The sequence below is a fragment of the Candidatus Agathobaculum pullicola genome (genome assembly GCF_052117205.1).
GTDB lineage: Bacteria > Bacillota > Clostridia > Oscillospirales > Butyricicoccaceae > Agathobaculum > Agathobaculum pullicola.
In genome coordinates, this window is the sequence record NZ_JBQKJP010000015.1 from 15,242 (window position 1) to 29,465 (window position 14,224).

Annotated in this window: 13 protein-coding genes; 1 reads left to right on the forward strand and 12 read right to left on the reverse strand. The window is 59.4% G+C overall.

Translation table 11 applies throughout. The features are described from left to right. Nucleotides 1–136: 136 nt before the first annotated feature. Nucleotides 137–778: a GNAT family N-acetyltransferase gene (locus ACTQ3V_RS07135; protein WP_441466907.1), complete on the forward strand. Its 642-nt coding sequence runs from the start codon at nucleotides 137–139 to the stop codon at nucleotides 776–778. A 49-nt stretch (nucleotides 779–827) separates the two neighbouring features. On the opposite strand, the gene ACTQ3V_RS07140 is transcribed toward ACTQ3V_RS07135, so the two are convergent. The 12 genes from ACTQ3V_RS07140 to priA all read right to left on the reverse strand — a co-directional run bounded on the left by ACTQ3V_RS07140 (nucleotide 828) and on the right by priA (nucleotide 14,220). Continuing rightward, a complete protein-coding gene (locus ACTQ3V_RS07140; protein WP_441466945.1) occupies nucleotides 828–2,021 on the reverse strand; it encodes a pyridoxal phosphate-dependent aminotransferase in 1,194 nt (397 codons plus the stop codon). 143 nt (nucleotides 2,022–2,164) lie between these two features. Then, nucleotides 2,165–2,827 carry a thiamine diphosphokinase gene (locus ACTQ3V_RS07145; protein WP_441466908.1) on the reverse strand — a complete coding sequence of 221 codons (663 nt, stop codon included), beginning with the start codon at nucleotides 2,825–2,827 and terminating at the stop codon, nucleotides 2,165–2,167. Continuing rightward, nucleotides 2,797–3,696 carry a ribosome small subunit-dependent GTPase A gene (rsgA, locus tag ACTQ3V_RS07150; RefSeq protein ID WP_441466909.1) on the reverse strand — a complete coding sequence of 300 codons (900 nt, stop codon included), beginning with the start codon at nucleotides 3,694–3,696 and terminating at the stop codon, nucleotides 2,797–2,799. The genes ACTQ3V_RS07145 and rsgA overlap by 31 nt, the downstream gene beginning before the upstream one ends. Before the next feature lie 16 nt (nucleotides 3,697–3,712). Beyond that, nucleotides 3,713–5,797 carry a Stk1 family PASTA domain-containing Ser/Thr kinase gene (gene pknB, locus ACTQ3V_RS07155; RefSeq protein ID WP_441466910.1) on the reverse strand — a complete coding sequence of 695 codons (2,085 nt, stop codon included), beginning with the start codon at nucleotides 5,795–5,797 and terminating at the stop codon, nucleotides 3,713–3,715. A gap of 6 nt (nucleotides 5,798–5,803) precedes the next feature. Next, nucleotides 5,804–6,556 (reverse strand): Stp1/IreP family PP2C-type Ser/Thr phosphatase, encoded by a 753-nt coding sequence (locus tag ACTQ3V_RS07160; RefSeq protein WP_441466911.1) that lies wholly within the window; start codon nucleotides 6,554–6,556, stop codon nucleotides 5,804–5,806. A gap of 69 nt (nucleotides 6,557–6,625) precedes the next feature. Continuing rightward, nucleotides 6,626–7,660, reverse strand: a complete 1,035-nt coding sequence (gene rlmN / locus ACTQ3V_RS07165; protein ID WP_441466912.1) for a dual-specificity RNA methyltransferase RlmN — start codon at nucleotides 7,658–7,660, stop codon at nucleotides 6,626–6,628. Beyond that, nucleotides 7,657–9,009 carry a 16S rRNA (cytosine(967)-C(5))-methyltransferase RsmB gene (rsmB, locus tag ACTQ3V_RS07170; RefSeq protein WP_441466913.1) on the reverse strand — a complete coding sequence of 451 codons (1,353 nt, stop codon included), beginning with the start codon at nucleotides 9,007–9,009 and terminating at the stop codon, nucleotides 7,657–7,659. Before rsmB ends, rlmN begins: the two co-directional genes overlap by 4 nt. Beyond that, the gene (locus ACTQ3V_RS07175) at nucleotides 9,002–9,709 is read right to left on the reverse strand and encodes a zinc metallopeptidase (protein WP_441466914.1); all 708 of its coding nucleotides are present in this window, start codon (nucleotides 9,707–9,709) and stop codon (nucleotides 9,002–9,004) included. Before ACTQ3V_RS07175 ends, rsmB begins: the two co-directional genes overlap by 8 nt. A 3-nt stretch (nucleotides 9,710–9,712) precedes the next feature. Beyond that, nucleotides 9,713–10,645, reverse strand: a complete 933-nt coding sequence (gene fmt / locus ACTQ3V_RS07180; protein ID WP_441466915.1) for a methionyl-tRNA formyltransferase — start codon at nucleotides 10,643–10,645, stop codon at nucleotides 9,713–9,715. Beyond that, the gene (gene def, locus ACTQ3V_RS07185) at nucleotides 10,642–11,142 is read right to left on the reverse strand and encodes a peptide deformylase (protein ID WP_441466916.1); all 501 of its coding nucleotides are present in this window, start codon (nucleotides 11,140–11,142) and stop codon (nucleotides 10,642–10,644) included. Before def ends, fmt begins: the two co-directional genes overlap by 4 nt. Before the next feature lies 1 nt (nucleotide 11,143). Further along, the gene (locus ACTQ3V_RS07190; RefSeq protein WP_441466917.1) at nucleotides 11,144–11,752 is read right to left on the reverse strand and encodes a GNAT family N-acetyltransferase; all 609 of its coding nucleotides are present in this window, start codon (nucleotides 11,750–11,752) and stop codon (nucleotides 11,144–11,146) included. A gap of 14 nt (nucleotides 11,753–11,766) precedes the next feature. Beyond that, a complete protein-coding gene (priA, locus tag ACTQ3V_RS07195; RefSeq protein WP_441466918.1) occupies nucleotides 11,767–14,220 on the reverse strand; it encodes a replication restart helicase PriA in 2,454 nt (817 codons plus the stop codon). Nucleotides 14,221–14,224 lie beyond the last annotated feature (4 nt).

Genomic DNA, 14,224 nt, shown 5'->3' on the forward strand with positions numbered 1-14,224 from the left:
CGCATATATTGTAACAATAAACAAAGAATTTTTCACCTTGCCCCATGTATTTGACACGCCTACACGCCCTGTCGCTTGACGGACGCAGACACACATGCTATCATCAGGGCAGCAAGGAATACAGGAGGTGCGCAGCATGCGAAAAGCCCGGCAGGAGGACCGCGCGGCACTGGCCGCGCTGATGTTTGACCAGTTTTACGAAAAGCAGGAATTGCAGCAGCAGTTTTCCGGCATCGATCCGGAAACCGCGCGCGCAATCGGCCCGACCGTGCTCGGTCTCGGGCAAGGCTACATTTTCTCGCGCGGCGATGTTTTTGTGTGCGATGCGCCGGACGGCGTACTGGCGGGCGCACTGGTGGGCGCTGATCCGCGCCGCCTGTCCCACTTCGGCCCGATTGGGCAGTTTTTCTACGCCCTGCGTCACAGCCGCGCGCTGCGTGACATCCCCAATTCTCTGCTTGCGCAAATCATGCGCAACAGCCGTCCGGTTTTGGCGGTGCACAGCGCGAACTGGTACAAACGCTATTGCGGTCGGCCGTATTACATCGCACAGTTCGCAGTGGCAAAGCCCTACCGCGGTACAGGCGTTGCGCGCGAGCTGCTCGAAGGTACCATTGAGCACGCTGCCGCACAGGGCTATCCCGCAGTTGCACTCGAAACACTCTCCCGCGAAAACGTGCCGATGTACCTACACTTTGGCTTCAAGCTCAAGCAGGTACACACTTGCGGAGACTTCACCGAATACCGTCTGCTGCTGCCGCTGCTCTCCCCACTTTGATACAATAAAAAGGACGTGCAAGAGCACGTCCTTTTTTGTCTGGTTCATTCTATGCGTTCTTGATGAACTCTTCCAGCCGGTCAAGACCCTTGTCAATTTCTGCCAGCGAAGTCGCGTAGCTCCAGCGAATAAAGCCCGGCGCAGCAAACGCGGTGCATGGCACCGTCGCAACCAAACCCTTTTCGAGGAAGAGCTGTGCAAAATCCTCTGCGCTCTCGATTTTCCTGCCATACATCGTTTTGCCGAGGAAGTGCTTCATGTTCATCATAACATAGAACGCACCCTGCGGCTTAATGCAGGAGACACCCTCGATGCGGTTCATACGCTCGACCAAATGGTCGCGGCGCGCCTCAAAGGCCTTTTTCATGACCTGCATATCCTCCTGCGGCCCCTTGAGCGCCACAATTGCCGCATACTGCGAAATCGTGGAGGGGGCGGAAGTCGAGTGGCTCAAATAGTTGCTCATCACGCGCGCCAATTCCGGATTGGACGCACTGTAACCGATGCGCCAGCCGGTCATGGCATAGCTCTTGGACACACCGTTGACAATGATGGTACGGTTCTTGACATCCTCACCCAGCGATGCGAAGGAAACAAATTCAATATCATCATATACCAGATTGCAATAAATCTCGTCCGCAATGACATAGATGTTGTGGCGGCAACAGACCTCCGCAATTTTTTCCAGTTCTTCATGGGTGTAGACCATACCGGTCGGGTTGCAGGGCGAGTTGAGCATAAACACCTTGGTTTTTTCCGTAATGGCCGCTTCCAACTGTGCCGCGGTAATCTTGAAGTCCTGCTCCTCTTCCGCAGCCACGATTACCGGCACCGCGCCCGCCTGCTGCACCATTTCCGAATAGCTGACCCAATAGGGCGCGGCGATGATGACCTCATCGCCCGGGTTGCACAGCGTCATCAGCGCAATATAAACCGAGTGCTTCGCGCCCGAGGCCACAACGATCTGCTTGGCCTCATAGTCCAGACCAAAATCCGCTTTCAGCCGATAGCATGCCGCCTCGCGCAGCTCCATCAGACCGGCTGCCGGCGTATAGCGGGTCTGGTTGTTCTCAATCGCTTCGATACCTGCCTGCTTGATGTGTTCCGGAGTCGGAAAATCCGGCTCGCCCGCGCCAAAGCCGACCACATCCTTGCCTTCGGCCTTCATCTGCTTGAACAGCGAGTCAATGACAAGCGTCGTCGATGCCTGTACCCCCGCCGCGATTCTGGAAATCGGTTTCAATGCCACTGCTCAGCACTCCCTTTTCGTCTCTCTATGATTTTATTATATGCCTGCCGATTTATTTTTGCAAGTCTGCGCCTGCAAAACTGCAAAACAGAGGAATAGAAAAAACCGCCGGTTTGGGCGGTTTTGGTGTGGATATTTCACAAAGCGCGGTCAAAATCGCGCGAAAAGATGACGAGCGCACGCCCGTCTCGGATTTCGACCGTAACAATCTCGTTTGCCTCCGCCTCGTTGGAAATGGTAATCATGCCCGCGCGCGTGACTGTAGCATCGCGAAGCGGATATTTTGCATTTTCAATCGTCACGCCATGCAGCACAGCGTCCAGCGGCACAAGGGAAAAATAGCGGTACGCCGCCGGCATTTTGAATTTCCGGCAGCCACCCTCATGCAAAACGATACGGTTTTGCCGGTCGAGTACGGTCAGATGCCCGCCCATCGCATACGCTTCTTCGAGCAGCGACAGGTTGGCCAGCATATGGTCGATGCGCCCGCCGGTCGCGCAGACCAGCGTCGCCTCGGTGCAGCCGCGGCGAAACACCTCACGCAGACAGCCCTGCGTGTCCGTGTCGTCCTTTTCCGGCTTGAGTCGGATGACCTCCGCACCCTCCACTTCAGGCATGGAGTCGCAATCCGAAATCATAAAATCCGGATGCAGCCCAAGCGCGCGCGCATGGCGCAGACCGCCGTCCGCACAGGCGATGAGCGCTTCCCGGTGCTCGTCCAGAAACGCACGGATGTACTCATATTCGGTTTCGGGTGCAGCCGCGAAAATCAGCGCGTGCCGCCCTTGGAAATCTCCCATTGCTTCAAATCCTTTACGCTGTCGTACAACTTGACATAGCTTTCATGGCGGCTTGTGGCAATCTCTCCTGCTTCGACCGCCGCCAGCACCGCGCAGCCCTTTTCTTTCACATGGGCGCAGCCAGTAAACCGACACTGACCGAGATAAGGCGCAAATTCAGGAAACGCATATTGCAGGTCCTCCGCCAGCACCAAATCCATCTGCTCGGTCTCAAACGAGGAAAAGCCGGGGGTATCCGCAATATAACCGCCGCCCGCAATCGGGTGCAGTTCGACATGTCGTGTCGTGTGTTTGCCTCTGCCAATGCGGTCGGAAATGGCGCCGACCGCCGCGCCGAACTGCGGATCGATGCGATTGAGTACGCTCGACTTACCCACGCCGGAATTGCCCGCAAACGCCGCCACGCGTCCGCGCAAACGCTCTTTGAGCGCGTCAATGCCGTCGCCGGTCCGCGTGCTGACACGCAGCACGTCGATACCGCTTTTCTGATAGGTTTCAAACAGCGCGTCGCCCGGATTTTCGTCCGTTTTATTGATAACCACCAGTGCGCCGATCTCCTTGTGTACCGCAATCGCCGTCACCTTGTCGATCAAAAACGGGTCGGTCACGGGCGGCGCGGCCGACGCGACTGCCACCAGTAGGTCAAGATTGGCCACCGCAGGCCGCACCAAGCTGTTTTTGCGCGGCGCAATGTCCAGCAGATAACCGGTGCCATCCTCCGGCTGAATTTCCAGCGTCACCCGATCGCCTACAATGGGCTTGCCTACCGTTTTCCGAAATCGTCCGCGCGCCTTGCACGCAATCAGGCCATCGGCGGTGTCCACATAGTAGAACCCGCCGATGCCCTTGAGAATGATCCCTTCGATCAAACCTTCGCCCCTCCCGTCAGCTGAACGTATAGGTCTGCGAGCTGGATACGCCGTCCACGCTGACCGTAACCTCATGCTGTCCGGGCGTACTGGTCAGCGGCACCGAGATGCTGCCCAGACTGGTCTCATGCGTCTCGTCATACTGCACCACGCCGTCTATCGAAATGACCACATGCGCCATATCCGTATTATCCGGCAGCGTCACCGGAACGGTTGCGGAACCGATGGTCGGTGTGGTCGGCTCCTGCGTACTGCCTCCATTGCTGCCATTGCCAGTATCGCCGCCATTGCCGCCGCTGTTCTCACCGTTGGTATCCGGCTTTTCTTCCGTATCCGAATCGTCCGGTGTGGTGGGCTGCTCGCTCTTGCCCTTGGAAATCTGAATGTTGACCGCGGTTCCCTGACTGACCTGTGTATCCTTGTTGACAGACTGCCAAACAACCGTGCCGACCGACGCGGAGCTTTCCACCTGATTGACCGAACCGAGCACCAGCCCCTTATCCGTCAGCGCCTTTTCCGCAGCGCTCTGCGACAGGCCATACAGATCGGGCACGGTGGTCTTCTTCTCTTCCTTGCCCTTGCTCAGATAAATGGTCAGCGTCGCGCCCTTTTCCAACTCCTCACCAGCAGCAGGATCGGTGCGGGTAATTTTCCCCGCTTCAACCTCTTCGCTGTATTCTTCCTTGGTCTGGTAGCTGACATCATGCTCGTCCAGCATAGCCTGCGCATATTCGAGCGTACGGCCCTTGAAGTCGATGATCTTATAGGTGTCACTGACATTGTCGCCGCCTGCGGAGACAGTCAGTGTGATAATTGCACCCTTTGTCACCTTCGTGCCCGGTTCGGGGTCCTGCTCGAGTATTTCACCGACCGGTCGGTTGGATTCCTGCCGATTCGCGGCCTCCTGAATGGTAAACTGGCCGGTATAGGTCGAATCGGCCATTACGTCGTCGATCGTCTGCCCAACCAGCGGCGGTACTGTCAGCTTTTCCTCGCCGTTTCCGCCCGTGGCAATCAGCAGACCGACCACAACCAGCGCAATCACCGCCACAACCGCCACCGCGATACCCGCGGCCAGTCCCGGCCGCCCGGATAGGCGTTCAAAGAATCCTTCCGGCTCACGCACCGCTGTTGCGGTCTCACGCCGCTGCGCCGCCGCATAAGCCGCCTGCTCCTGCGCGGCGGTACGGCGCGCCGCACGCTGCACGTCGCGGCCGATGATCTGCGTTTCACCCGTTTCAGCTTCCGTAAGGGCGTAGCCAAAGCGCGTTTGCACATTGTTTTTGAGCTGCTCCAAATCCGCGTATAACGCTTCCGCCGAAGCATAGCGCTTGCCGATGTTGGCGCACATGGCGTGCATCACGATCTCATCGAGCCCCTTGGGGATGCCGGGCATGAGCTCGCTCGGCGTAAGCGGTACAGCGTTCAGGTGCTGCATAACGACCTGTAGGGCCGTCTCACCCTCAAACGGCAGCTTTCCGGTGAGCATTTCGTACATCACAACACCCAGCGAATAAATATCCGTCCGGTAGTCAATCTTGGAGCCCTTCGCCTGCTCGGGGGAAATATAGTGCACCGATCCGATTGCCTCCTGCACCACGCGGGTTTCCTGCGTGGTCGCAAAGGACGCAATGCCGAAGTCCGTCAGCTTGGCGGTGCCGTCGCGCAGGATAATGACGTTCTGCGGCTTGATATCCTGATGGATGATGCCGCGGGAATGTGCATGAATGAGCGCACGGCAAATCTGTTCCGCAAAGAATACGGTCTCCTGCCAGCTCAAGTGACCTTTTTTCTGCAAATATTCCTTGAGAGTGATGCCCTCGATCAGCTCCATGACGATATAGTCCGTGCCGTTTTCGCTGCCGACATCATATACAGATACGATATTATGATGGCTGAGCTTGGCAACCGCCTGCGACTCAATCGAGAACCGCTTGCGGATATCCGGGTCCTTGGCATATTCGTCCTTGAGAATCTTGACGGCAACATAGCGATTGAGCACATGGCAGCGCGCACGATAAACGACTGCCATGCCGCCCACGCCGACCACATCAATGATCTCATACCGGCCGCCGAGCAGTTTGCCGATATATTTATCCATAGGGGGTTACGCCTCCTCTTCCGCGCCGCGGGTGAACAGCGCAACCGTGATATTATCGCGGCCGCCGCCCTCCATCGCGAGGGTCAGCAGCGCATCGCCCGCCAGCGCGAGCGTCTTGGCATCTTTCAGTGTCTGCGCGATTTTCTCGTCCTCGACCATACCGGTCAATCCATCCGAGCAAAGCAGCAGGATTTCGCCCCGCGCGAGCCGTGCTTCAAACAGATCGCCCTCCACATCCGGCTCCACGCCGACCGCACGGGTAATCAGATTTTTCTGCGGGTGCGTGCGGGCATCCGCTTCGGTGATGCGGCCCTGACGGCGCATCTCCTCGACATAGGAATGATCCTCGGTCAGCTGATGCAGGCGCGTGCCGTCGAATAAGTAGGCGCGGCTGTCCCCGACATTCAAGATGGTTGCCTCTTCGCCCTGTACCAGCGCCGCAACCAGCGTGGTGCCCATGCCGCGAAATTCGGGCTGCCGTCCGGCAAGCGCAAACACCGTATCGTTTGCCTGCACCAGCGCATGCGTCAGCAGCGTCTGCCGTTTTGCAGCGTCGAGCGTATCGCCCAGTGCGCCGCATGCGGACTCCACAAACGACTGTGCGGCAAAGCGGCTGGCCACATTGCCCGCGTTCGCGCCGCCCATACCGTCACACACGACAAGCAGCACGGTCTGGTTATCCTCCCGTGCTTCGATTTGATAGATATCCTGATTGGTCGGGCGCACACGGCCTCTGTCGGTCAAGCCAAACCATTCCATAGGAACACCTCCAGTGTCTTGTAAGGATGATATCTCCCGTTCGGGTATCCGGTTTTGATGAAACCGGCCTTAACTCTGCTGTTTTTGCAGCTCTCTGCGGCGCAGCTGGCCGCAGGCGGCGTCAATGTCCGGGCCGAGCCGCCGTCGCACGGTCGCGGTTACGCCGCGCTTTTCCAGCGCTTGCTGAAAGCGGCGCACCCCCTCGGGCCGCGAAGGCCGCAGCGGGCTTTCCGCCACCTCATTGAGCGGGATGAGATTGACATGCGCGGGTCTGCCGCGCAGAAGCGCGGCCAGCTTTTCCGCCTGCCACGGGCGGTCGGTCTTGCCCTGCGCCATCATGTACTCATAGGAAATACGCCGCCCGGTCGTGTCAAAATAGTATCGGCACGCGCGCATCAGCCGCTCGACCGGATACGCGTCGTTTACCGGCATAATGGACGAGCGCGTCTCGTTATCCGGCGCATGCAGGGAAACCGATAGGGTTATCTGTAATTTTTCTCCTGCCAGCTTTTCTATTTTATCAGCAATTCCGCTTGTTGACAAGGAAATATGGCGTTGACCGATGTTAACACCCTCCGAGCAGCTGACCAGATGCAGAAATTTCAGCACGTTATCGTAATTATCGAGCGGTTCCCCCGTTCCCATCAGCACGATGTTGGACACCGCCTTGCCGCTGTCCTTCTGCATGAACAGCACTTCGTCGAGGATTTCGCCCGCGGACAGATGGCGTTTCAGGCCGGCAAGGCCCGATGCGCAGAACTTGCACCCCATCCGGCAGCCCACCTGCGTCGATACGCAGACCGACACGCCGTGCTCGTAGTGCATCAAAACGGACTCGACGCAGTCGCCGTCCCGCAGCCGCCATAAATATTTCACTGTGCCGTCAATCTGACTGACCTGCTTGCGCGCCACCTGCGGTACGGTCAGGATAAACCGCTCAGCGAGTCTCGCGCGCAGGTCTTTGGACAGGTTGGACATCTCTTCAAAGGACTCTACCGGTTGGTGGAGCCATTTGAAGATTTGTCCCGCACGGAAGGGCTTTTCGCCCATCTGGGCCAGTTCGGCTTTCAGTTCTTCGATTGTCAGGGACTTGATTTCTGTCATGCGTTCTTCTTCCTCATTTTGGCGATAAAAAAGCCGTCGGTCTGATGTACGGGCGGCAGCAGCGTCACCATGCCGTCCTCGCGCATGCCGCATACCTTATGCTCCCACGGGACAGCCTCGAATGACGGATTGGCCGCGAGAAACGCGTGGACAACATCCTCATTCTCGCGCTGCAAAATCGTGCAGGTCGAATAAACCAGTGTGCCGCCGGGCTTTACATACTGCGCGCAGTTTTGCAGGATGCTCGCCTGCAAGGCGGGCAGGTTTTCCAATTCCGCAGGGTCTTTATAGCGGATTTCGGGCTTTTTCCGGATGATGCCGAGTCCCGAGCACGGCACATCGCACAGCACCACGTCCGCTATACTCTTCCAGTCCTTCCGCGACACAGAAGCGTCCTGCAAGGCAGTGCGGATGTTGGATAATCCCAGCCGCGCCGCACCCTCGCGGATGCGGGCCAGCTTATGTTCGTAGATATCGCACGAAGTCACGCTGCCGTGCCCCTGCATGCGTCCGGCCATGGCAAAGCTTTTTCCACCCGGCGCGGCGCAGCAGTCCAGCACGGTGTCGCCCGGTTTGGGGTCTGCCACCGCAGCCGCAAGCGCGCTTGCCGCGTCCTGCACGGTGATTTCGCCCGCCTCAAACGCGGCGGTCGCCGCTACATCCCCGCCGGTGCAGAGCACAATGTCGTCAAACGCCGGATGCACCTGCACGGTCATTCCCGCGCTTTCGAGCGCCGCGCGCGCGGCCTCCGGCGTGGTTTTCAAAAGATTCACCCGCACGGACACCGGCGTATCCGCGTTGTCCGCCTGACACAGCTTTTCGGCCATTTTCTGACCGAACTGCGCCGACCACAGCCGCACCAGCCATTCAGGATGGCTGTATCGGAGCGCATAGTAGCTTTCCTTGTCCGGACAGTCAAGCACAGGCAGGCTGCCGTTCTGCACCGCGTCTGCCGCATGCCGCAGCACGGCGTTGGCAAACGAAACCGTGCGCCCGTCCGCGCGGCAGTACCGCCGCACCAACTCCACCGTCTCTGCCACCGCGGCATGCGGCGGGATTTTATCCATCAAAATCAGCTGATACAGCCCCATGCGCAGGCAGATGCGCACGCGCGGCGCGATTTTCTTGAGCCGCACGCTGGAAAAATGCCGCAAATACCAGTCCAGCAGCATCTCATTCTGCACCGTGCCGTATACCAGCCGGGAGGCCAGCGCCGCGTCGCGGTTTGCAAGCGCGGCACGGGCAAGGCACTGGTGCAGCGCACCGTCCGACCACGCGCCGTCCTCGTCCATTGCGAGCAGCGCCAAGGCCGCAGCTTCGCGCGCCGTGCGCGGGCGTTTGTCAGTCATCGCGTCTCCGTCCTCCAAAAATCAGCAGCAGTCGCAAAAGCTGCGCGAGCGACACCGCAAGCGCCGCAACATAGGTCATCGCAGCGGCGGTGAGCGTCTTTTTCGCCATCGGGTATTCGTCTTCATACAGCAGATTGCGCTCACGGATGGCCGCCAGCGCGCGGCTCGACGCGTTCAGCTCCACCGGCAGCGTCACAAGCTGGAACAGGGTCGCCAGTCCAAACGCAAGAATACCGATGTTGATAAACGTCTCGGAATTGAGAAAAATACCCAGCAGAATGAGCGGAAACGCCGCCATCGAGCCGAACTGCGTCAGCGGGATGATAGCCGCGCGCAGACGGATGGGAAAATAGCCAACCGCGTGCTGCACCGCGTGGCCCGCCTCGTGCGCCGCCACACCCACCGATGCGACCGAGGTCGAATCATACACCGCGTCCGACAAACGGATGACGTTCGAGCGCGGGTCGAAATGGTCGGTCAGACGACCGGAAACCCGCTCAATGCGCACGCCGGTCACACCGTTTGCCCGCAGCACCGCATCCGCTGCCTGTGCGCCGCTCAACCCACGCCGATTGAGTACCTGAGAATATTTACCAAATGTGCTTTTGACCTTGCTCTGTGCCCAGAACGCCAGAATGATGCAGGGAACCACCAGCACGATATAATACATATCAATGCCGTAATAACCAAAATAAGGCATAGCTTACTCCTTTGATCCACCTAAAACGGTTGCTTTCTCCACCGCATGACCGCGCAGAAAATCCGCGCTCTTCATACGTTTTCCGCCGACCAGTTGAATCTCTTCCAGTGCCAGCGCCCCCACGCCGCACGCGACCACAAGCCCCTTTTTCGCATCGCTCACCAGTACTTCGCCCGGCTTGCCTTCGCCGGAAACCGGCTGCGCCGCATAAACCTTGAGCCGCGCGCCGTCCAGCGTCGTCAAGGCCACCGGCCACGGGTTCAGTCCGCGAATCAGACAATCGATCTCGCGCGCCGACTTGGACCAGTCGATCACCGCCATCTGCTTATCCAGCATATGCGCGTAGCAGCTTTGACTGTCCTCCTGCGGGGTTGGGGTGATGGTGTCGAGCCGGTCGAGCGTTTCCACCAGCAGCTGCGCGCCCGCCTGCGCCAGTCGGTCGAACAGCTCGCCCGCGGTCTCCCGCGCGCCGACCTCGGTTTCGTACTTGAGCAGCATGTCGCCCGTATCCAGCCCCTCTGCCATCCGCATGGTCGTCACGCCTGCCTTTTCGTCGCCCGCGATGACCGACCACTGAATGGGCGCGGCCCCGCGCCAGCGTGGCAGCAGCGAACCATGCACATTGATGCACCCGCGCAGCGGGATGTCCAGCACGGCTTTCGGCAGCAACTTACCATAGGCCACCACGACGATAACCTCGGGCGCGAGCGCACGCAGCTGCGTCTGTTCGTCCACGTTTTTAAGCGTCTGCGGCTGATACACCGGAATGTTATGCTCCTGCGCCAGCGTTTTCACCGGCGGCGGGGTCAGAATCTGCTTGCGGCCCTGCGGCTTGTCTGGCTGAGTGTATACGGCGCACACCTCATGTCCCGCTTCGATGAGCGCCCGCAAACTCGGCACGGCGAAATCGGGCGTGCCCATAAATACGATTCTCATTCCGCGTCACCCTTGCCATCCTGCTGGAGGTCTTCCAGATCGACATACTCCTCGACCTTCTCGGTGAACAGGTGGCCGTCGAGGTGCTCGGTCTCGTGGCAGAAGCACTGCGCGACAATGCCTTCTCCCTCGCGCTCGAACCAGTTACCGTCGCGGTCCTGCGCACGGATCTTGGCCCAGGTCGGGCGGGTGACATAGCCGTACACGCCCGGCACGGACAGGCAGCCCTCAACCACGCGTTCTGCACCGCGCGTCTCGATCACCTCGGGATTGACCAGCTCAATCAGCTCCTCCGGCTCGGTGTTCACGTCCAGCAGCACCACCACGCGCCGCAGCACGCCGACCTGCGGCGCAGCAAGACCAACGCCGCCCGAGTTTTCCAACGTCTCACGCATATCATCCAGCAGCATATGCAGACGATTATCAAACTTTTCTACCTTGCGGCTGTGCTTCAAAAGCTGTTCATCGCCCTCTGTCAGAATTTTACGAAGTGCCATGTCAGTTCAGTCCTCCATTATTCAGCATTGCCGTATACCGGCGCAAACATTCCTGTATTTTTTCTTCTTTCAGTTTGTCAAACAGCACAATCGGCTGCGCCGGTCCGTCGCCGCCCATGCGCTTTTCAAACCAGCCCACGTCGTGCCACCGTCCGAACTTCCAGCCCGAACCATGCCACACGCCCGTCAGCGCAAAGCCCAGTTTTTCGTGCAGACGACGGCTTTTTTCATTCGGCAATGTAACGCAGCCGTATAAAATACGTACATTCTGCATTTCCAGCAGATCAATAAGGCAGCGATACAGCACTGTGCCTACGCCGTATCCCTGCGCCGCGGGCGCTAAGTAAATGGACAGCTCCACCGCCCAGTCGTAGGCCGCACGCTCTCGGATGGGATGCGCGTAAGCATAACCGACCGGTTTTCCATCCCGCTGGCACACAAGATACGGAAACCGCGCGAGCGTGTCCGTGATGCGCGCGGCAAATTCCTCCGCCGCGGGCACCTCATATTCAAATGTGATAACCGTATCCGTAATGTACGGCTGATAGATTTCCAGCAGAGCCGCCGCGTCTCCCGCCGCTGCCCGCCGAATCACAAATTGTTCTTCCATCGTTCCTCCACGCCTCACAGATCGGGATTTTCGTCCGCAAACACGGTCACACCGCGGTTTTTGCTGTCCTGCAAAAACTCGCGCATCACACCCGCAATCAGCATCCGCCAGCGTGCCGTATTTTGCGCACGCATGGTCAGGTGATAGCGGTATCGACCCATCACCTTGACTACCTGCGCCGCCGCCGGGCCGAGCACGGGTGCTTTCACGTCCGCATACTGCCCTTCCATCAGGCTTTGCAGGCGGGTTTTGAGTGCAATCAGACTTGCCAGCACCTGCTGCTCCACCTCTCCTATCGCGGTCAACACGGTCAAATCGCAGACCGGCGGGCATTGCAGCGCCTGCCGCGTTTCCATCTCGCGCTCGTAAAACGCTTCGTAATCCTGCCGCGCGGCGGTCAGAATGACCGGATGCGTCGGGCTGTACGTCTGGATGACGGCCTTGCCCGTATCAAACCGCCGTCCCGCTCGCCCGACCACCTGCGTGATGAGCGAAAACGTGCGCTCCCGCGCGCGGTAATCCTGCGCATACAGGCTCTGGTCCGCATCCAGCACACCAACGAGCGTGACATTCTCAAAGTCCAGCCCCTTGGTCACCATCTGCGTGCCGAGCAGGATATCCGCGCCGCCTTTGGCAAACTTCGCCAGCAGTTTTTCGTGCGCACCCTTGGTAGTCATCGTGTCTGCGTCCATGCGCAGCACACGCGCGGACGGGAATTTTTCGTGCAATTCCTGCTCGACCTTCTGCGTACCCGGCGTTTCGGTAAACAGACTCGTGCCGCCGCAGACCGGGCAGGTACCCGTGATTTTAACCGATGCACCGCAATAGTGGCACATCGCGCGACCGGAAGCCGAGTGGTAAGTCATACTCGTCGAACACGACGGGCACGCCGGCACCCAGCCGCACAGTGCGCAGCCTATCACACGGCTGTTACCGCGTCGGTTGAGAAACAAAATCGCCTGTTTCGCTGTGCCGAGTGTGTCAATCAGCTCGCTTTCCAGCTGCTGGCCAATGACGCCGCTGCGCCCTTCGCGGGCCTGTCCGCGCAGATCCGCAATCTGCACCTCGGGCAGGCTGGCGCCCATAAACCGCTCGGTGAGCGAAAACACCGGATATTTCCCCTGTTTCGCCCCATAATACGTCTCGACCGAGGGGGTCGCGGAGCCGAGTACCAGCAGCGCGCCCTCGTGTGCGGCACGGTACTTGGCCACATCGCGCGCGTGGTAGCGCGGGGACTGCTCGGATTTGTACGCACCGTCCTGTTCCTCATCGAGAATAACCACCCCGAGACGCTCGACCGGCGCAAAAACCGCTGAGCGCGTACCGATAACAACGTGCGCGCGGCCAGATTTGATTTTCTTAAAGCTGTCATACCGCTCTCCGGCAGACAATGCGGAGTGCAGAACAGCAACCGTGTCGCCGAACTGCGCGGCAAACTGCCGCATGACCTGCGGCGTCAACCCGATTTCTGGCACGAGAACCACTGCGCTTTTGCCTTGCTCAAGCGCGTGCGCAATCAGCTTCAGGTACACCTGCGTCTTACCGCTGCCGGTCACGCCGAACAGCAACGCCGCGCGCGGCGCGTCCTCATCCATCAAAGCGGCAAGGCCGTCATATGCCTGCTGCTGCGCCTCGCTCAGCACCGGCGACGGTGCGGGCGGCACCTGGGAAAAATCCGGTGTGCGCAGACGTTCCTCCTGCCGTGCGCACAGCATACCCTTTTTCACCATGTCGCGCAGTGCCGCGTCGGTCACGCCGGTCATATACACCAGCTCTTTCTGGCTCATCCAACCGCCGTCCGCCAGCACGGAAACCACATCCAGCCGCGCGGGACTGCGGCGACCGATGCGTGCCATTGCCTCGCCCGCTTCCATATCGAGCGCGAGCATTTTCTCGGTCTTGTCGCCCGATTTCTGCACGGTGTTGCTGTGGTAAGTCAGCACACCCTCGCCCGTCAGCGCATCCAGCACGCGGGTGACGCTTTTTCCGCCCAGCCGCTGCCGGATATCGGACACGGCAAGCGTCTGTCCCGGCTGATCAAACAGGGAAAGCACTCGACCCGCATCCCCATCCCGCTGCCGCAGCGCGGCAAGGTCGGCATCGGGCGCGAGGGTGTACGTCTCGTTGCGCTTGAACCACAGTCCTGCGGGCAGCATGACCCGTACACAATCGAAAAACGTGCAATACAGTCGCTCGCGCATCCACGCGGCAAGCTTGAGCTGCTGCGCGGTCAAAATAGGCGTGTCATCCAGCACTTCGATGACCGGCTTGAGCTTGTGGCCGCCCGCGTCCCCTCGGAACGCAAGCACGACCGCTTCCGCCCGTTTATTGCCAAAGCCGAACGGCACGAGAACACGGGTGCCGATTTGCACCTGTTCCCGCAGCTCGTCCGGCACACGGTAGGAGTACAGCTTGTCGATGGCGTAGGTCGCCGCATCCACGGCAACCGCGCAAATCTGTTCCGTCAACCGC

Bases quoted from the DNA above. Each gene is read 5' to 3' on its own strand.
- ACTQ3V_RS07135 (WP_441466907.1), top strand. From the start codon at position 137: ATGCGAAAAGCCCGGCAGGAGGACCGCGCGGCACTGGCCGCGCTGATG.
- ACTQ3V_RS07145 (WP_441466908.1), bottom strand. From the start codon at position 2,827: ATGGGAGATTTCCAAGGGCGGCACGCGCTGATTTTCGCGGCTGCACCC.
- pknB (WP_441466910.1), bottom strand. From the start codon at position 5,797: ATGGATAAATATATCGGCAAACTGCTCGGCGGCCGGTATGAGATCATT.
- ACTQ3V_RS07160 (WP_441466911.1), bottom strand. From the start codon at position 6,556: ATGGAATGGTTTGGCTTGACCGACAGAGGCCGTGTGCGCCCGACCAAT.
- rlmN (WP_441466912.1), bottom strand. From the start codon at position 7,660: ATGACAGAAATCAAGTCCCTGACAATCGAAGAACTGAAAGCCGAACTG.
- rsmB (WP_441466913.1), bottom strand. From the start codon at position 9,009: ATGACTGACAAACGCCCGCGCACGGCGCGCGAAGCTGCGGCCTTGGCG.
- ACTQ3V_RS07175 (WP_441466914.1), bottom strand. From the start codon at position 9,709: ATGCCTTATTTTGGTTATTACGGCATTGATATGTATTATATCGTGCTG.
- fmt (WP_441466915.1), bottom strand. From the start codon at position 10,645: ATGAGAATCGTATTTATGGGCACGCCCGATTTCGCCGTGCCGAGTTTG.
- def (WP_441466916.1), bottom strand. From the start codon at position 11,142: ATGGCACTTCGTAAAATTCTGACAGAGGGCGATGAACAGCTTTTGAAG.
- ACTQ3V_RS07190 (WP_441466917.1), bottom strand. From the start codon at position 11,752: ATGGAAGAACAATTTGTGATTCGGCGGGCAGCGGCGGGAGACGCGGCG.